Genomic DNA, 19,025 nt, shown 5'->3' with positions numbered 1-19,025 from the left:
CTGTGTACTTATGCGGCTGATAGCGGAGCGAAGTCAGTCAGACTCAGCTTCCGCACAAAAGTCGGGTCATAGTCCACGTTCCTTTCCTGGGAGGATTCCAGCTCTTCTGCAAGCAGCACGCGAGCCCGGTGCAGCCGGGATTTCACGGTACCTTCCGGGACACCTACTCGCAAGGCGACTTGCTTGATCGGCAAATCCTCGTAATAATGAAGCCAAACGACGATGCGCAGCTCATGCTCCAGCTTCCATACTGCCTCTGTTAATTCAATAGCTTCATAGGGGGCCTGTACCGCTTTCTCTTCGATTTGTAGCGGAGACAGCTCTACGGTTGGACTTCGTTTCTTTTTTCGCTGCCATTGTCTGCATTCGTTTATGAGAATTTGGATCATCCATGTTTTGAAATAAGCAGGCTCTCGCAGTGTTCGGATGGCTCTGAATGCTTTCATCATCGTATCCTGCACCACATCCGCACAATCCTCGTCCCGCCCGACATAGGTTCGTGCCAAGCCATACAAGGTACGCTCATACAATTGAATGACTCGAGCAAAAGCTTCTACGCTGCCGTCCTGTGCTAGCTGAATGTCCTGCTGAACTTCTCTCTTGATGCTCACATTGCATAAGCCCCCTTTTATACCCAATATTTGGTTCCTATTAGTATAGATGATTGAGGTGGGTAAATAGTTCATGAGATTTTATTTTTTTCTGCTTCGCAAATAGAAAAAGACCATCCCTTCAGCTTATTCAGCCTGAGATGGTCTTGTCATGCTCGTTACATCAATGAATTACAGATTACCTCTACTCTCCTGCTCGCGCTCCAGCGCCTCGAATAGTGCCTTGAAGTTGCCATTCCCGAAGCCTCGAGCTCCTTTGCGCTGGATAATTTCGATAAACAGCGTCGGGCGGTCTACAATCGGCTTGCTGAACAGCTGCAAGAGATAGCCTTCGTCGTCTCTGTCGACCAAGACACCCAGCTTTCTCAGCGCCTCGATGTCTTCGTCAATTTCTCCTACACGCTCTTTCAAATCTTCGTAATACGCATCTGGCACCATGAGGAAATCTACACCGTTATCACGCAGCTTCGATACAGTGTCGATGATATCGTTGGTCAGGATGGCAATATGCTGTACACCTGGCCCTTTGTAGAACTCCAAAAACTCCTGAATCTGCGACTTGCGGCGTCCTTCTGCCGGCTCATTAATCGGGAACTTGATGCGTCCGGTTCCACTTTGCATTACTTTGGACATGAGCGCAGAATACTCTGTCGAGATATCGTCCTCACTGAAATTTTGTACGGCTGTAAAGCCCATGACCTTTTGATAGTATTCTACCCACTCATCCATGATCTCAACGTTACCCACGATGTGGTCGATGCCGATGATACCTGTACTCTCACTTTTGATTGGAGATTGGTAAGCTTTATAGCCTGGGAAGAATGGTCCGTTGTAATTTTTCCGTTCAATAAAGGAGTGAATGTTTTCGCCGTACGTACCGATAATCGCTTTTTTGACCGTCCCAAATTCGTCCGTGTACTCAGTTGGTTCCATGATCGGAATGGCTCCGCGAGAAACGGCCTCCCGGTAAGCCTGCTCACAATCCTCTACGCGCAGGGCAACGTCTTTGACTCCGTCCCCATGCTTTTTCACAAATTCCGCAATCGGGCTGTCAGGCGTAAGCGCCCCACTGATCACGAACGTCATATGCTTCTGCTTCAAAACGTAGGAAACCTTTTCCCGAGAACCTGTCTCCAAGCCCGCATAGGCTACTGCTTCAAATCCAAACGCATTTGTGAAATAGTGCATAGCTTGTTTGGCGTTACCTGTATAAAACTCCAGGTAATCCCAGTCCTGAATCGGGAAAAAATCGGTATTGCTCATTGCCTACCCCTCCGCTTTCCTGTTCAATTATTGACATTATTTTGTGAATTGGGATTATTTTGTCGTTATCTTGAGAGTACATTGGAAGCGCTTCCTCATGCAAGAACACGAAACAACGCGAAACCGCTCAAACGCTTTTATTCATTAAAGTACGCATGCGAGTAACAACTGGATACCAAAAAAGCCACCGATCAAGTTGACCGATGGCTTTCGCTGCGTTTTCCTACTACCTATGTTTGAAAACAAATTGTTTCAGATCCGCTAGAGGGGCCGCTCCTACGACTTTGTCGATCAATTCCCCGTTTTTGAGCAAAATGGTCGTTGGCAAACTCATAATGCCATACTGATTGGCAATCTCCGTTTGTTCATCGACATTGACCTTTAGGACTCTCACTTCGCTGCTATGCTCCCCGTCAAACGATTCGAGTATCGGCCCAAAAAAGCGGCATGGCCCGCACCAAGGTGCCCAAAAATTGACGAGGGTATAGCCTTCGCTTTTTACATCATGTTGAAACGTAGTATCTGTCGTGTGGCAAATGCTCATTTGTACTTTCCTCCCCTTTTTAAGTTGAATAGTTACCAAAAACGACCATTACAGACCCTTAATATCTTCAATAGAGACAAAAAAATAACTCGCTGTACTTGGATCATTTCAAGCAACTCATTCACAGACTTATCGTATCTATAATATCCTTTAATAATTTTTGGTGTCAAGTTGCACCTTCCTAAAATGGGCACCGAAAGTGTAGATGACAGCTCGAATCACTCTTCCCCTTGCTCATGCTTCCGATTCACTTTATGATGGATGTATTAAGTCCATGATTGAGGTGTCTTATGAAGTATTCACAGGCAACAGACTATGCCCTCCATGCGATGCTCTATCTGGTGGCAGAAGCGCCTGATAAGCCCGTTAGTGTTCAGCTTCTGGCAGAGAAACTAGGCGTTTCACAAACGTACCTTTCCAAAATGCTGACGAAACTGGTCAAGGCTGGGTTAATCCACTCAGTCTCTGGCGCAAATGGCGGATACAAGCTCAAACGCAACCAGGACGACATATCGTTTCTGGATGTTATCCAAGCCATTGAAGGGACAACCTCCTTGTTTGAATGCAGCTTCCATCATGATAGTGCCTGTCTGATTCAACAGGTTGTGGCTGACGCCGAGCAGCAAATGTTGCAAACCCTGAAGAATAAAAAAATTGCTGACTTGGTCGCACATATCCCCGACCGTTTGACGTAAAAAAGAACTTCTTTGAAAAGCTCCGGCCACTTCGACCGGAGTTTTTCTTCATAACGGTATTGTTCAATCGATGAGAAGGGCGTGAACAATGATGAACCAATGGACGGAACAAGCCGCCAAGCAATGGGATCAATTTGCGGAAGACTGGCGCAAACGAAGTGAGCACATGTGGGAAAAGGGCAGCCGCAGCACCATCCTCCCCTATTTTATGAAGCATGTACCTGTCGGATCGGGACCTGTTCTCGATGCAGGCTGTGGTGACGGCTATGCCAGTTGCAAGCTTGCAGAGCACGGATACCAGGTGGAGGGCGTCGACATTGCCGGGGAAATGATTCGTCTTGCTCATGACCGGGTCATTTCCTCCCCAGGCTCTGTTCATTTTCAGACAGGAGACATCAGCGAGCTTCCTTTTGCCAATGATTCATTCTCCGGTGTGCTCTCGATTAACGTTGTGGAATTCACGCCGTCTCCGCTCAAGGCACTCAAGGAGCTTCACCGCGTGCTCGCACCCGGAGGAATTCTCGTCTTGGGTATCCTCGGTCCTACAGCTGGCCCACGCGCACATAGCTATCGCAGACTCTATGAAGAGGCAACGATCCAAAATACGATGATGCCCTGGGAAGCCAAACAGTTGGCGTGCGAAAATGGCTTCACTCTGTTGGGCGAGGAACCCATATACAAAGAAGGGATTACGCCAGACATCGCAGGCCGCTTAAGCGTAGAGCTGCGGGAGGCTGTCAGCTTTTTGACCCTGTTCGCTTTGCGGAAAATAGATTAAATGAACTTGCCGGTACATGCAAAAAACCCGCAGGAAAGCCACTCTGATAAAGTGTCCTTCCTACGGGTCACAATTCTATCTGTTAACGGTACTGAACATTATTCAGCTGCATCCACATCAATTTACTGTCAATCAACATGGCAAGCGTCATCTCATCCATCCCGTGCAGTTGACGGTACAAGCGCTGCGTTTCGACCAAGTCATTGTAAGTCAAGAACGGATAGTCCGGCCTGCCGAATGTCCCGTCCGGAAAATAAGCGTAATGCAAATCGCCATTTCCGAGAATCCACTGTGCTCCGAGGTTGACCACACCGTAGAGCATGGAGTCTGCTAAGTCTCTGTCTGTCTGGTCCCCGAATTGCAGGTAGCTTTTGTAGAGAAAATTGATTTCCGCCAACTGATGATTCAAAGAAACATGTGTCTGAATCATTGGATTCGTTGCTGTCGCGTAGTCGGCAACTAGCCACCCTTGCTGTACACCAGCGATGACAAAACGGTTCATGGCTGCGTGATTGTGAAAGTAAGAAACATATTTTTTCGCAGATTGGCAAAAGTCCTTATCTTGATACTGATCACAGCCCCGCAGCATCAGATCAGCCGCTCCTGTGTTGAATCTCGTATCGTAAAAGCCCTCTGGTATCCCGTAATCGCCACTTAACCACAAGGAGCGCGGCTGCGTCTTCCAGTATCCCTCAGGCTCCTGCTGCTTTAGGCTCGCTTTCAGCATCACATAGCCCATATCCCGGGCAGCTTTGCTTCCTCCGGTATATAAAAAGGAGCGAAGGACATAATTTTCAGGAATCCGCCAAAAAGAGGACTCCGATGTCGGCTCGTACGTTGAAGGGCTTTGATAGTAATACCCATCGTACAGCCATTTTGCCTTTTCCGTAACGTCCAAGTTAAGCCAGACGCTGTCAATCGATAGTTCTCCCCAAGGAACGAGCGGATCTCTCGAATCGAGCGCCCACATTTCGCTGATAAAACCTGCTTTCATCGGCAGCTTGATCACCAGCTCGACACCAGAAGACGTCTGTTTTACTTCGACTGGCACCGACAATGCCGGCTTTTCTTCAATCGTAGCTCTACCATTATCCACGTAGGTAATGGGCTTACCTAACCAAATATACCTGCCCTCTGTCTCTACAAAACCAGAGGAAAGCGGAAGCGTCTGGACTTGATCAAGCGTGACAACCTTCCAATACGGTTTCTTCGACTCATCATAAGCTCGATAGCGGAACATTATGTTCTGACTGTTGCCCTGAATTGGGATGGTGAAAACGTAGGGCATCATATTGCGCTGACCTGTCATTTTATGGGCCCAATACGTGACACCATCTGGGAATCGAAATTCTTGTTTTTGGTGAATCGCGCCATTCAGGTGCTCAACATTCTCTGTTTCTGTTGGTTTTTTCCATTCGTTTGCAGAAATATCGCTCGGAAAGAAACTACTTACGGCGATGGCCGTCATCAAAAGGAGCATTCTGCTGATTTTTCTGACCATGTCATCCCCCTATTCTATTAAAGGAGAACCGAAAGTCCTACTTTAAAATGAATATTTCGTAACGATTATTATTTTTATAATAATCTGATAAATTAATCATAGGTGTCTAATTCTATTTCGCAGGAGGGATTTTATGGACAAGAAAGTACGCTACGTTGTTTCTACAGCACTCGTAATATCTCTGTTCACCAGCCCCTCAATCATCCATGCCACCCAAGCTGAACCACAACCCCACATTCCTTATTACGGAATAGGTCCAACCTATGTACAGCCTGCACAGATTGAGAGCTTGTTTCCCAAGCCAACTATCCAGTTTGGGACACCCGGCTTTCAAGAAGGAAAAGAAGCTTTTACGTCCCAGGAAGAAATGATGGCTTACATAAGCAAATTGGCTACAGGCAACAAGGAAATCAAGCTGCTATCCATCGGTACATCCTTGGAAGGTCGCGATATCCCCCTGCTCCTATTCAGCAAAGACCACGGCAAGCTCAAACAAAACAAGGAGAAGCCACTCATCTGGCTACAGGCACAAATCCACGGAAATGAACCCGCCTCTGGTGAATCTGCTCTTGTGATCGCCAAATGGCTGGCAGAAGGAAAACTTGGCACCGATCTCCTGGATAAAGTAAACGTTGCGATTGTTCCTCGCATCAACCCCGATGGCTCCTACCAGTTCAAACGTTACATCGCGACAGAGCTGGATGCCAACCGCGACTACATGAAGGTAGAATATCCAGAGGTGCAAGCCGTTCACCAAGCCATCAATGCCTATCAACCTGATGTGGTGCTTGACGCCCATGAATACGGCGTCTCTTCCAGCCAGCTTCACGATGTTGGGGAAAAAGGCGCAATCTCTTCCTACGATGTTCTGATCTCCTCTGCGAAAAACTTGAATATCCCCGCCAACCTGCGCAACATGTCAGACAACCTGCTCTTGGCTGACGTTCAAAAAGCACTCGATAAGGAGCAACTTTCTCATCACGCATACTATACGCTGGCAAAAGGCAAGGACGGAAAAGTGACCGCAACAGAAGGCAGCACAGAGACGAGAATCGGACGCAATGCCTTGGGATTGAAAAACACGTTGACGTTTTTGGTGGAAACACGCGGCATCGGCATTGGACGCGCCGATTTTGAGCGCCGTGTATACAGCCAGGCCATGACTCACGCTGCTGTCATCCAATCAACAGCGGCCAACGCCAAAGCAATCAAGTCCGCCGTGACGCAGGCACGCACAGAAATCACGGAAAAAGGCAAAAAGGCAAACGACAACGACAAACTCGTCATCCTGAGTGAGAATAAGCGAGTACCGGGTCAATCTCTCGAAGTGGTCGATCTAGCCAAGGCAAAAAAAGTGTCTACCCCCATCGACTGGGTAAGCTCTACGGATGCCTATCCCGTGCTCGAACGAGAGCGTCCCACTGCTTATCTCATGCCTCCTGGCTACCATGACGTTGCAGCCAAGCTAGAATTGCTCGGTGTTTCAGTAATCAAGCTATCAAAAGAAACGACCATAGCGGTAGAAAGCTACACCATTTTGGAAAACAAGGTGAATACGATTTACGAGAATGGGCATTTCACCAACCAAGTGACTGCAAATGTAACAGAAACAACGAAAACCTTTCCTGCGGGCAGCTACGTGTTCAGCATGGCCCAGCCAAACGCCAACTTCATAGCATTGGCCTTGGAACCGGAATCAGTAGACAGCTACGTCACCTTTAACTTCTTGCCGCTTGAAAAGGGCGATGAAGTCCCAGTGTATCGCTATATGCTGGAGCAATCGCTACCCACCACACAAAAGAACTAAAGGAAAAATTCCCCTCTCTAAAGTTAGACTCCTGAGAGGGGAATTTTGTTACATGTATGGGCTTACTTTATTTCAAACACTTCTTGGGAAAGCCCTGCCAGCTTTTGCGTATTGTCGCTCACTTCGACCATCGTCGCAGAAATTTCCTCCGTAGCAGCTGCCTGACTCTCCATGGTTTGATTAATCAATGCAATCGAATTTTGCAGCAGGGTTATCAAATCCCGGATGGAATCTGTGGTTTGCTTGATTTTGTCTGCATTCGCCCGCGAATCCGTTGCCATATTGCGAACCTCATTCGCAACGACAGCGAATCCACGCCCAGCATCTCCTACCCGCGCAGCCTCAATGCTCGCATTCAGTCCCAAAATGTTACTTTGATCAGCGATTTTTTTCACGGCGAGAGTAATTTGCTCGATCTCAGTCGTACTTTGGCTCACATCGTTGGCTTGCTCTGAGATTGCCTTCATTTGCTCGTTCAAATTCCCGATCTGCATGGCCATCTCTTGTGTGGTGGCACTGACCTGCTCGACGACACTCGAGAGATTTGAGGCAATTTCATATAGCTCATTGGCTCGCTCCATACTGGATCCAATGCCGACACCGCCGATGACTTTTCCCGTATGATCATGCAGGGGGATCGCCCGTGCGACGAGAGGAAAACCAAATAATTCTTTGGGGACCATCATCGCCTGCCTGGTGTTTTTACGAATCGCGTTGGTGATCACATCTCCTTCTTGGAGTGGATCACCTGGCTTGACTTGCAGCGCAAATGTTTGGGCAGGCACATTACGTAATAACTTTTCCGTGTCGTAGACCCCAATGGTAATGTCATCGGTGAGTAAATCATTTAAATAAGGGGCAACCTTGATGAACGCCTCGAGCAGTTCTGCGTTTTTCCCCTTTTCGGAAGCTTCTGTTTCGTTCCATTCCACGTAACCGTTCATGACCCTCTTCACCTCTATATTTTGCTGGCATTAGTACGGAAATTGGCGCTTTTTGTGTTGAACCGAAATCCATTTCAGCGTAGTGAACTCTTCTAAACTCCATTGACCATTCAAACGTCCCAACCCGGAGTGCTTTTCACCACCAAACGCCACGATTGGTTCGTCATTGATCGTTCCATCGTTGATGTGAATCATGCCGGTCTCCATTCGTTTTGCCATCTGGGCACCTCTCTCCAGATCGCGTGTATGAATCGCCCCGGACAATCCAAATGGGGTCTCGTTCGCCATGCGAATCGCTTCTTCCTCAGAAGCAAACGACATGATGCAAACAGCCGGACCAAACAGCTCTTTGGATGCAATCGACATGTCTGTGGTCACTCCTGTCAAAACGATCGGCTCGACCACGTTGCCCTTTACTTCCCCTTTCAGTGCAGGAACGGCTCCTTCGCGTATCGCCTCATCGATCGTTGCCATCAGGTTGGTGACTTGCCGTTGATTGATGAGTGGACCGATTACCGTGTCAGGATCATTTGGGTCGCCTACCTTGAGTCCAGATACTTTTTCCACATACAGATCGAGGAATTTATCGTATACATCTTGGTGAACCAGAACCCGGTTAGCCGACATGCAAATCTGACCCTGGTGAGTAAAGCGGCTGAATACCGCTGCATTGACGGCATACTGGAGATCCGCATCCTCCAAAACAATCAGTGCACTATTGCCGCCCAGCTCCAAAATCGCCTTTTTGAAATGCTTCGCTGCCACTTGCGCGATATGGCTTCCTACTTGGCTAGAGCCTGTAAACGAAAGGATGCGCGGAATCGGATGGGAGACAAAACCATCGCCAATTTCAGCAATATCCGTCACAACGACGTTGATCAAGCCTTTTGGCAGACCTACATCTTCAAAAATTTTCGCTATGAGAGTCCCACCCGTGATTGGCGTGTGCTCATGTGGTTTGAGGACGACGCCGTTGCCCGTGCCAAGAGCTGGCGCTACGGACTTCATCGACAGATAGAACGGGAAGTTAAACGGACTGATGACGCCGACAACTCCTGCGGGAATCCGATACAAGCGATTTTCTTTTCCGTCTACGGGAGAAGGAAGAATTTTTCCTTCCATGCGTACCGGGAACGTAGCCGCCTCGCGAATAATATCCTTCACAAGCCCGATCTCAAAAAATGCCTTCAATCGGGTTCCACCTAATTCACGAATGATAATCTGAATGATTTCTTCTTCATTCTCTTCGATATAGTGAACAGCACGCTCCAACATTCGGGATTTGGTATAGGCATTCACTTCATCCCACTCTTTTTTCGCGTCGGCTGCCGCTTTGTAAGCCGCGTCGATATCCTCCAAATTTGCCATTTTGAATTCTGCAATGACTTCCCCGTTATAAGGGTTGATATCTTGCAATGTCTTTGCGCCAAGTCCGTCGCGCCACTCCCCATTGATGTACTGCTTGTCCAGTGTTTGAAGGATTGACATGCTTTAACCTCTCCCTTTTGTAAAGTAAATAGGCCCCCTTCGCATGAAAGGAGCCGTAAAACTAAAACAGCAAAATACACTGCTAGTCGGCAACCCGGCTGCCATCGTAACGTGTACATTAGGCCCGTGGCTTTGCGTCCCCAATTTTCAATGGGTTTGCCCATTCATAGCGAATGCTGGTATGATTTTGTCGAAAAAAGGAAAGTTATGGAGAATCTTACTTTGATTATAGTACTCAATTCCTAATAGTCAAACAGAAAAATGTAAAATTTTAGTGAACCAAATTGAACAAATACCAAAAAGTCCGCATCTCTTGGGATACGGACTCCTGATTCTTCTTCCTTATGATCACAATATCTTTTTGACATCCTTTACGCTCGTCGCGAGCATTTGCTCTACCGCGTTTGCGTCCCTCACATGCTTGGTCAGGCCTTCATTCAGCTCTTCCAGCAAGCCCTTCGCATCACTTACCTGTTGGGACACATCGTCTGCAAATCGCTTTTGGTGCGCGATGATTTCCATCACACCTGACACTTCGACATTCAGTGCCTGGAAAGCGTTCACGATCTGATCCGTCTTCTCCGCAGCATCCTTGCTGATAGAAAGTCCATTTTTGATCGCACTGCTGCTTTTTTCACTGTTGGACAACGCTTCTTTTGTTTCTTCCTGAATCTTGCCGATCAATTCTGCAATCGTCTTGGTCGAGTTCGCTGTCATCTCGGCCAGCTTCCGTACTTCATCCGCTACTACAGCAAAGCCTCGGCCTTGTTCACCTGCACGTGCCGCTTCTATCGCTGCATTCAAAGCGAGAAGGTTGGTCTGATTGGCAATGTCGCTGATCACCTTGACGATGCTCGTAATTTCCGAAGAGCGCTCTTCCAAGCGGCTCATGGACTTGGACGTATGGACCGATTCTTTGTCGAGCAGGCTCATGACTTCCACAACGTCCGTCATCGCCTTCTTACCTTCATCTGCACGAGCTACCGATTGTTTACAGATGTCCGTCAAGCGCTCTCCTCGATCCGACAGTTGGCTCGCAGATTCATCATCCCGCTCGTTAATGACCTGGATATTATCTACAACACGCTTCATCCTCGTCACCAATCGCACCGTTTGCTCGGATTCGGCGTTCATCGCTTGGTTCGACGTGAGAATCGCACCCATCTGTTCGTAAATACCGCGAAGCTCATGTTTCCAAGCGTCTTGGTGTCCTGCCATTGTGGTTGTGGGAGTTGCCACTGTCGTCGCTGCTGTCTCTTTTTCTGCTAGGCCTTTGTCTTTTTTCCAAAACATCCGCTTCTCTCTCCTTTGTCCCCATCAATTGTCACCTCGGCGGCTATATACGCGGGACTCGATTATTCCCGGATGTTGGTTCGCCAAGCTCAGCAAGTTTTCCAAGAAATAATAGTGACCCTCCAAGAGCTCCACGTCTTTACGCTCAAAATGCTTCGCCTGCAAATACTGCTGCATTTCCAAAGCATAGCGCTCCAGTTTATCGTGAAAATCGTTGGCACGAAGCATTTGCTCCACTTCTGGATATTCTGTTTTCAGGCGACTCAGCTCGCTATATACACGCCCACCCTCCAGAATCATCTGGTAGGCCGTACGCTCAAGCGTAGCTGTCGTAGCTGCCTCCTGCTCCTCACGCTCCTCGCGCAAAGCTGCCAAGTACGTGATAAAATGGTAGACAGTTAAAAACAATGGTCCTAAAAATAGAATGATCCCTGCTTTGTACACATGCTGATTGGACAAATTGCTGATGAGCAGGAACAAGTGAAACAAGATCGCACCCAACCATACATAGATGATGATTTGGTGATTGATCTTCCCTGCCTTTTGGTGGCGAGAAAAGGCAAAGGTAAGCCCGAGCAGATAAAAGGCAAGTAACGTAAAGCTGGCAGAAAACAAAGCCATCTCCATATCGATCAGCCAATCTGCGTCGGCGGGTATTTCGATAAAGAATTCAAAAGCGAGCACCAGCAGTGAGAACAGCAACCCCATGATCCAAAACCGGCTTACTTCCGAGTCATTCCTCCGCCGGGAGCGGTAGCGTTTTGCACGGGATCCTTCCATAATGCTCTCACCTCATTCTCTATGATTCGCCATGATTCTATCTTTTCCTTTCACATGGGGCCAAAATCTGACATCGGAGGCTGTTATGACAAAAAATTTACCAACATCATTTACCGAGCGCATGCAAACCTTGCTCGGACACGATTATGAGGCATTCGTTTCCTCGTATGATCAGACTGTAACACACGGCTTGCGAGTCAATCCGTTGAAGGTGGGGCGTGACGATTTTTTGAAAATCTCGCCGTTTGCTCTGGAAGCAGTCCCTTGGTGCGAAAACGGTTTTCGCTACAAAGAGCCAGATCGTCCCGGCAAGCATCCTTTTCACTCCGCTGGCATGTACTACTTGCAGGAGCCAAGCGCGATGTCCGCTGCCGAAGCACTCGGTGCACAACCTGGTGAGCGAATCCTCGACCTGTGTTCAGCGCCAGGAGGGAAATCGACGCAGCTTGCAGCGTTTTTGCGTGGACAAGGAATGCTCGTGGCAAACGAAATCCATCCTGTTCGCGCAAAAGCCTTGTCAGAAAATCTGGAGCGCTGCGGCGTGACCAATGCCGTCGTGACCAACGAAACGCCTGAACGCTTACAGGAGCGATTCCCTCAGTTTTTTGACCGAATTTTAGTAGACGCTCCATGCTCTGGCGAAGGAATGTTCCGCAAGCTACCCGAAGCAATCGAAGACTGGAGCCCTGCAAAAGTAACCGAGTGCCATGTCATGCAAGGCGATATTCTCGAGGCGGCCGCTGCGATGCTGAAGCCAGGCGGAACATTGGTCTACTCCACCTGCACATTTGCTCCGTTAGAAAATGAGCAGTCACTGGTGAACTTCCTGGGAAGTCATCCCGAATTTGAGATCGTCTCGCTGCCACATGCAGATTGCTTTTCTGCTGGTCAACCAGAATGGGCGTCGCCACAAAACGAGCAGCTCACTCAGACAGCCAGATTGTGGCCGCATCGTCTACAAGGAGAAGGTCATTACCTCGCCAAGCTGCAAAAGAGTGAGACCGCAGAAGTTCATGAACCTTCCGGGAAACGGAAAGAAAAGCGTGCGGCAAAATCAGCTCCGGCAGGTCGAAAAGAAGCCTTGGCAGTCTGGCGTACGTTCGCGGACGAAGCACTCCCGGCGCTCTCCCAACCATTCGATGATGAATCCGCTTTTCTTTTGTTCGGCGAGCAGCTCTACTACTCACCTGCTCCTGAGCTCGATTGGGACAAGCTAAAGGTCGCGCGCGTCGGTCTGCATCTAGGAACTGTAAAAAAGAACAGATTTGAACCTGCACACGCATTGGCACTCGCCCTCTCTCCTGCGGAGGCAGCCCGTGTCGCTTCATACGGCGCAGAAGATCCTGAAATGTTGCGGTACTTAAAAGGAGAAGCGCTCACGTGTGACGGTGAAAGTGGCTGGACGCTGGTTACAGTAGATGGATTCTCCATCGGTTGGGGCAAGCAATCTGAGGGGCAACTCAAAAATCATTATCCAAAGGGTCTACGCTGGTTGTAGATTTGCATCATAAATAAAAAAAAGCTCACAAAGCTACACGAAATGCATTCGTGAGTGCTTGTGGGCTTTTCTCTTTTTCTTATGATCGCCCTCTGTGGGACGGATTGTCTACTACGGTCAAAGAGCCATTTCTAATATAACGCAATATTTTTGAAACAGATATTCCTGTTGCGTTGGCAATTTGCATCGCATTCGAATTCGGATACGTTCTCACGTAATTGCGAATCATCTGGTAGTCTTGTATTTCGTTTTCTCCGCAAACCTGGCAACTGTACTCTCCCCGGCCCATCGGACTGCCGCATTTCAAGCACGTATCCGTCGTCATCACTGGTTCTCCTCACACCCTGTACTATGGTACTTTTACAAGAAAGGGTTCTATCTTCCTATCTATTACCCAAATCACATGGGAGGAAAACACTATTTTCTCTCGCAATTCCTGTATTCTATTAAAATTCGATACAGTCATTCCGAACTCCTTTAAAAAGGCCAGTATGGCGGCATCAAACCGCTTTTTGCGTAAAGGACAATCGCAAACCCAATCAGAAAAATACCACTGAGCCCATGAAAAACGTTGAGCCAACCCGGGCGGAAAAATCGAGCCAAATACGCGGCCAACAAAGCTACCAGCCCCAGGAACAATAAATTCGGGCGTTTTCCTAAAATAATGCTGCCGAGAGAGACGAGAAGGCATCATACGCCATCTTCCTACGCTGATAGCTGCTCCTTCTTTAAAGTAAACACGGATCGCGAGCAATAGTGCCAGCAACGCAATAACAAATCCGTACCAGCCTAGATGCTCCAAAGAGGAGTTGCTGATCACCAGTCCCCCAACCCATGATCCCAAAGCGAAGCCAAATTGAATAAAGGATGTATTGATGCTAAGCGCGATATCCGGCGAACGGGACACCTGGGTAACCAGATATAGCTGTTGGGCTGGAGACGTTGCCCATGTGGCGAACATCCATAGCATGATGATCACGATATGGGCAGTTATCACTCCATCCATGACCGAAAGCAAAAGCAGCATACTTGCCTGAAGGGAGAGTCCAAAATAAATCGTAAATTTCGGCCCCTTGCGATCTGCGATAACCCCCCCAATTTTTGACCCCATAAAACTGCAAATGCCTGCAAGAAACAGAATCCCAGAAATCTCGGATGCCGAAAGCTTTGCCTTGGTTAGCAGGAAAGGCGCAATATAGGTAAACAATGTTGAATAAGCACCGATGTACAACAGCGTGATAACAACCGCTGCCAGAATCTTTTTATTTTTTATAACAGCCAGCTGTGCCCGCGGTGTTACAGCCTCCTGCGCTTTTATAAGCGGGACTTTTTGATAAATGACAAGCAGCGGAACCAAGCTCAGCACTCCAATAAAAATAAACAGCAGTCTCCAGCCAATCACTTCACTTAAAAAAGTGCCAACCGGGAGGCCAAGTACAAGCGAGCTGCTCAATCCCATCAAAATGATGCCGATTGCTCGTCCACGATTGCCTTCTTCAACTAGCCGTGTAGATACCGCCATCGCAACAACAGTAGCAACTCCTCCACTGAGTCCTTGGATCATGCGTGTTACCAGCATCATCTCAAATGAAGGACTCACATAGACCAGCCAGTTGCTCAAAATAAAAATGCCAAGCATCATGAGTAATAATTTTTTTCGGTCAAGATGGATCGTAACAGCGATGACAATGGGAGCCCCTACTGCCGCAGAAAGGGCAAATGCAGTGACAAGAAATCCGGCAGACGACGTCGTGACACCCAGATCAGCTGCCACCATTTGAATGATGCCGCTTATCAGATACTCCACCGTCCCAATCAGGAAAACTGCCAAAGCGAGAATATAGACAACCCATTTATTTCCCATGCTCACTTTGCCCCCTTGGTTCAATTGGAATCTGGATTTCTATGAGCTCAACTCCAGGCTCTTCTGATAAGGGAACATAGATTTCTCTGCCAGGCTGCTCGCTTCGAATACAGTAACCATGCTGTTCAATCCACGTAGCCAGATCCAGGCAAGCTGATTCTTTAAAGGTCGAATCCGAACGGAATAGTAGCGTAGCCATTGTCTCGGCAGGCAAGAAGCTTCGTTCCATTTGCTCAGGCAGTTTGACAGATTCTGTTTTACTAGCGTAGCCCACCCCAAGTTCGAAAAGCTGGTCCTTCGTTCCGGTTTCCTTCCATAGCACTGTTTTGGGACCAGTCAAGGATGATTTCAGGCTGGCATCAAGCAAACTATCGAATATTTGAAACAGCCAAGGAATATCTTCAGCAGCACCCAATGCTGAATAGGAAATCAATTGCATGTCATCTACCTGCTTCAGAACAACCTCATGCTCCTTCTCGATCCTCCCCTCCCGTTCAACAAGCTGCACCCGTTCTTTAATACGGGCAAGCTTTGACATTTCCATCTCCAGCAGGGATTGGATTTCATTTTCCTTGAGCCTCAGCATGCCCCGAATTTGTTCGGCTGGTATATTCTCGTGAAGCAATTGCGCAATCTGCTGCAATGAGAACCCCAATTCTTTGAAGATGACAATTCGATTGATCTGCAGAAGCTGTTCGGCACAGTAATATCGGTACCCGGTCGTATCATCGATTTTTGCTGGTTTTAGAATCCCAATCTGATCATAATAGCGCAACGTTTGCAGCGGAATTCGACTCAGTCGGGAAAACTCGCTGATTTTGAACAATTCCACACCTTCTCTCCCATTACTTCGATCTGAGTATAAACCTTCTAGTTGGGTATAAAGTCAAGAACTTCCTTGTTGCATACACCAAGGCGTTTCTACAAAAAAAAACCGCCCAGATCCTTTTCGAATCTGGACAGCCTCTTCATTTCTTATCTTCCACGTGTTTTCCCAGCGGATGAGGATTGATTAAACGGTTTTCCGCCCTTCGCAGAGCGTGCTGCTCCACCTTTTCCCGCTTTTTTGGCATCGCCTGGCTTCACGGATTTACCCGCTTTACGTGCCGCAATCGCTTCAGCCTTCTTACGGTTTTTCTCGTACTGCGTTTGCAGTTCTCCCAGCTCACGCGCCATCTTCTTTTTGTAGCCTGGCTTTACCTTCGTCTTTTTCTTCAAGGCATCACGTACTGGAGTGAATTCTTTGTCTTTTTCCTTCTGTTGCTCCTTCGCCTGTTGCACTCGCAGCTCAACAAAATGAGCTTCCCGTTCTTCTGCGCGCTGACGACGTCCGGCATCCAGATGGCGTCCTGCCTGCATAATTCTTTCTTCGATCGAAGCCTTCGTCGCTTTGGCAAAACGAGCCATCAAGTTTTTCTGACGAGGAGAAATGAGGGAGATCGCTTTTCCTTTTTGTCCCGCACGACCAGTACGACCAACGCGGTGAATGTAGCTGTCCACGTCATTCGGCAAATCGTAGTTGATGACGTGTGTTACACCTTCTACATCGAGTCCACGAGCAGCGATATCTGTTGCGATCAAGTATTGGAAACGTATCTCACGGAATTGCTTCATCAATTGTTCCCGCTTGTTTTGAGACAAATCACCGTACAGGGCTTTCGCCGAGAGGCCATTTTCCTGCAGGCGGGCCGTAAGCTGTTGCACACGTACTTGGGTATTTGCAAACACAATGGTCAAGAACGGCTGCTCTTGCTCCAGTACATCGACGAGAGCGTCTGTCTTATCGCTCTGGTTGACTACATAGTAAAATTGCTCAATGCGCTCAACCGTTTTTTGCTTGCCCTCGATTTTGATATGCGGTGGCTGCTTCATGAAGCGGTGCGCCAGTCTTTTTACCAGATCAGGCATCGTAGCCGAGAACAACAGCACCTGACGTTGAGAAGGCGTGTGGACGATTACTTGCTCCACATCCTCCAAGAAGCCCATTTCCATCATTTTATCGGCTTCATCCAGCACGAGTGTGGAGATTCGTCCAAAGTGAAGCGATCCGCGCTTCATATGATCCAGTACACGTCCTGGTGTTCCTACAACAACATGAACCGTTTCCTTCAGCTTGCTCAGTTGTTTGTCAATATCCGTTCCACCGTGCAGGGAGAGTACATTCACATTCAGGTGTTTGCCCAGCTTTTCTACTTCTTTTGCAATCTGAATGGAAAGCTCACGTGTCGGGGTGAGGATGAGCGCTTGAATGTCGCGTTTTCCCTCTTCCAATGCGTTCAGGATCGGCAGCATGAATGCAGCTGTTTTACCCGTACCTGTCTGAGCTTGTCCGATTAGATCTTTGCCTTCCATAATGAGAGGAATGGCTTCCTCTTGAATTTGTGTCGGTTCTTTATAATACAGGTCTTGAATCCCTTGCATCAGCTCCGGACGGAAACCAAAAGACGCAAACGATTTTGCCATAACTTCCACTTCCTTTCACAAGCGATCCGATTCGCCACACCATGACTGCATGGACAGTGGATGCGATAAAATCGGCTCTCATCAATCAAAATTCATCCTAGGCAGGTTATTGCCCTTGCGAAATCCTATCCTACCTATACTAAAGGAGTACTCTCGAAAAAACAACTAAACCGTTCAACTCCCGGGTATTTTTCTTCAAGACTTGTGATCACTAAACCAGCTTTTCGCATCACAAAAAACACCCTCCCCATCGCAATCATACATGCATGGAGAGGGTTTCGCCTATCTCATCTATCGAGCAGTTGTTGAACCGTTTCCTTATCGAGTTTCTTGATGACAGCTGTCAGCAGCTGGGCAGCCTGCTCGAAATCACTTTTTGACATAATCGCATTATGGCTGTGAATATACCGTGTCGCAAAGCCGACGACAATAGACGGGCAGCCAATGCCGCTTGTATGGAATTTCGCTGCGTCTGTTCCGCCTCCTGCGAGGGCATCCACTTGGATATTGATGCCGAGCTCCTCTGCTGTGTCGAATACGAGATCGCGCAAGCCGGTATGCGGAATCATCGTGGCATCAAATAACATGACGAGCGGACCGTCCCCCACATTGCAGGTCATCGGATACGATTCATTTCCAGGCGTGTCATATGCGAGTCCAACATCGACAGCAAAAGCAATATCTGGTTCAACCAGATTCGCTACTGTGCCAGCACCGCGAGTCCCAACTTCTTCCTGCACGGTTGCACCGGCGTATACCACATTTGGATGTTCTTCTGACTGCAAACGTTTCAGCACCTCGATTGCCAGCGCACACCCCGCTCGATTATCGAGCGCCTTTGCGACCCACAGCTCTCCGCCGCGCATCGTCGTAAAATCACTGTCAGGAACAATCCAATCACCTGGGCGAACACCCATTTCCTTTGCATCTGCTTCATCTTTTGCCCCGATGTCAATGTACAAATCCTTGAGCTTCATGACTTTTTCCCGCTCTTCTTTTTCCAGAGCGTGTGGTGCCTTTGAACCAATGAGCCCGAGATATTCGCCTTTGCGTGTCTTGACCTTCACTCGCTGTGAGAGGATATTATGCGTCCACCATCCGCCCAGCTGGATAAAACGCAAGTACCCTTTTGGCGTGATATGCGTCACCATAAAGCCCACTTCATCCAAATGTCCCGCGAGTAAAATTTTCGGACCGTTTTCTGCCCCCGTCTTCTTCCCGAGTACCCCACCCAGCCGATCCTTTACCAGCTCGTCGCTGAGAGGCTGTAAGTACTCCTCCATCTTCACCCTGACCTCGCGCTCGTGCCCAGGTACTCCGTCCGCTTCCGTCAAATCCTTGATCAATTTCGTGAGATCGTCCATCATTTATCTCCTTTTCGATACTGACGTATTCCCTTTATGCTTTCGAGAAACCGCTTACAAAATCCTTTCATTTCCAAATTTCCTACACCCTATTTGATATTGTTTCCCCAACCAGTGTTCCGAATGCGCTCG

16 protein-coding genes, 1 pseudogene and 1 riboswitch are annotated in these 19,025 nt (G+C 48.2%); of the genes and pseudogenes, 4 read left to right on the top strand and 13 right to left on the bottom strand.

Going from position 1 to position 19,025, the window contains the following annotated elements:
• Positions 1-8 precede the first annotated feature (8 nt).
• The 3 genes from ACFVS2_RS16925 to trxA form a co-directional block, all read right to left on the bottom strand.
• Positions 9-611: an RNA polymerase sigma factor gene (locus tag ACFVS2_RS16925; protein WP_390235818.1), complete on the bottom strand. Its 603-nt coding sequence runs from the start codon at positions 609-611 to the stop codon at positions 9-11.
• Positions 612-782: 171 nt separating this feature from the next.
• Positions 783-1,874, bottom strand: coding sequence for a 4-hydroxyphenylpyruvate dioxygenase (gene hppD / locus ACFVS2_RS16920; protein ID WP_370642684.1), 1,092 nt, complete (start codon positions 1,872-1,874; stop codon positions 783-785).
• 226 nt (positions 1,875-2,100) lie between these two features.
• Positions 2,101-2,418 carry a thioredoxin gene (gene trxA, locus ACFVS2_RS16915; protein ID WP_173618636.1) on the bottom strand — a complete coding sequence of 106 codons (318 nt, stop codon included), beginning with the start codon at positions 2,416-2,418 and terminating at the stop codon, positions 2,101-2,103.
• Between the two features lie 290 nt (positions 2,419-2,708).
• Here trxA and ACFVS2_RS16910 point away from each other — a divergent pair, with 290 nt between their 5' ends.
• A complete protein-coding gene (locus tag ACFVS2_RS16910) occupies positions 2,709-3,113 on the top strand; it encodes an RrF2 family transcriptional regulator (RefSeq protein ID WP_390235815.1) in 405 nt (134 codons plus the stop codon).
• Between the two features lie 91 nt (positions 3,114-3,204).
• Entirely contained in the window at positions 3,205-3,891 is a 687-nt protein-coding gene (locus ACFVS2_RS16905; protein ID WP_390236227.1) for a class I SAM-dependent methyltransferase, read from the top strand.
• Positions 3,892-3,973: 82 nt separating this feature from the next.
• Here the strand turns inward: ACFVS2_RS16905 and ACFVS2_RS16900 are convergent, their stop codons facing one another.
• Positions 3,974-5,392 (bottom strand): hypothetical protein, encoded by a 1,419-nt coding sequence (locus ACFVS2_RS16900; RefSeq protein WP_173618638.1) that lies wholly within the window; start codon positions 5,390-5,392, stop codon positions 3,974-3,976.
• A gap of 133 nt (positions 5,393-5,525) precedes the next feature.
• Between ACFVS2_RS16900 and ACFVS2_RS16895 the strand changes: the two genes are divergently transcribed.
• On the top strand, positions 5,526-7,199 hold the full coding sequence (locus ACFVS2_RS16895) for a M14 family metallopeptidase (RefSeq protein WP_390235813.1): 1,674 nt from the start codon (positions 5,526-5,528) through the stop codon (positions 7,197-7,199).
• Between the two features lie 62 nt (positions 7,200-7,261).
• Here the strand turns inward: ACFVS2_RS16895 and ACFVS2_RS16890 are convergent, their stop codons facing one another.
• The 4 genes from ACFVS2_RS16890 to ACFVS2_RS16875 form a co-directional block, all read right to left on the bottom strand.
• Positions 7,262-8,143, bottom strand: coding sequence for a methyl-accepting chemotaxis protein (locus ACFVS2_RS16890; RefSeq protein ID WP_390235811.1), 882 nt, complete (start codon positions 8,141-8,143; stop codon positions 7,262-7,264).
• 30 nt (positions 8,144-8,173) lie between these two features.
• Positions 8,174-9,631 (bottom strand): benzaldehyde dehydrogenase, encoded by a 1,458-nt coding sequence (gene yfmT, locus ACFVS2_RS16885; RefSeq protein ID WP_390235808.1) that lies wholly within the window; start codon positions 9,629-9,631, stop codon positions 8,174-8,176.
• Positions 9,632-9,716: 85 nt separating this feature from the next.
• Positions 9,717-9,802: riboswitch (cyclic di-GMP riboswitch) on the bottom strand.
• A 177-nt stretch (positions 9,803-9,979) separates the two neighbouring features.
• Positions 9,980-10,924, bottom strand: a complete 945-nt coding sequence (locus tag ACFVS2_RS16880; protein WP_390235805.1) for a methyl-accepting chemotaxis protein — start codon at positions 10,922-10,924, stop codon at positions 9,980-9,982.
• Between the two features lie 24 nt (positions 10,925-10,948).
• On the bottom strand, positions 10,949-11,704 hold the full coding sequence (locus ACFVS2_RS16875) for a hypothetical protein (RefSeq protein WP_173618643.1): 756 nt from the start codon (positions 11,702-11,704) through the stop codon (positions 10,949-10,951).
• A gap of 85 nt (positions 11,705-11,789) precedes the next feature.
• On the opposite strand from ACFVS2_RS16875, the gene ACFVS2_RS16870 reads away from it, so the two are divergent.
• Entirely contained in the window at positions 11,790-13,202 is a 1,413-nt protein-coding gene (locus ACFVS2_RS16870) for an RsmF rRNA methyltransferase first C-terminal domain-containing protein (protein ID WP_390235802.1), read from the top strand.
• Between the two features lie 79 nt (positions 13,203-13,281).
• Here the strand turns inward: ACFVS2_RS16870 and ACFVS2_RS16865 are convergent, their stop codons facing one another.
• The 5 genes and pseudogenes from ACFVS2_RS16865 to ACFVS2_RS16845 all read right to left on the bottom strand — a co-directional run bounded on the left by ACFVS2_RS16865 (position 13,282) and on the right by ACFVS2_RS16845 (position 18,893).
• Positions 13,282-13,527 carry a hypothetical protein gene (locus ACFVS2_RS16865; RefSeq protein WP_007722886.1) on the bottom strand — a complete coding sequence of 82 codons (246 nt, stop codon included), beginning with the start codon at positions 13,525-13,527 and terminating at the stop codon, positions 13,282-13,284.
• A gap of 417 nt (positions 13,528-13,944) precedes the next feature.
• Positions 13,945-15,066, bottom strand: a pseudogene (locus ACFVS2_RS16860) (MFS transporter); the annotation flags it as partial.
• Complete coding sequence (locus ACFVS2_RS16855; protein ID WP_390236224.1) at positions 15,056-15,892, bottom strand: MerR family transcriptional regulator; 837 nt, start codon at positions 15,890-15,892, stop codon at positions 15,056-15,058. The gene ACFVS2_RS16855 and the pseudogene ACFVS2_RS16860, both read right to left, overlap by 11 nt.
• Before the next feature lie 149 nt (positions 15,893-16,041).
• A complete protein-coding gene (locus ACFVS2_RS16850) occupies positions 16,042-17,529 on the bottom strand; it encodes a DEAD/DEAH box helicase (protein WP_173618646.1) in 1,488 nt (495 codons plus the stop codon).
• Between the two features lie 287 nt (positions 17,530-17,816).
• A complete protein-coding gene (locus tag ACFVS2_RS16845) occupies positions 17,817-18,893 on the bottom strand; it encodes a M42 family metallopeptidase (protein WP_390235798.1) in 1,077 nt (358 codons plus the stop codon).
• Positions 18,894-19,025: the final 132 nt, after the last annotated feature.

Source organism: Brevibacillus sp. NPDC058079, from assembly GCF_042885155.1.
Taxonomy (GTDB): domain Bacteria; phylum Bacillota; class Bacilli; order Brevibacillales; family Brevibacillaceae; genus Brevibacillus.
Note: the sequence above shows the minus strand (reverse complement) of the source record. Positions and strands in the feature narration are given on the sequence as shown.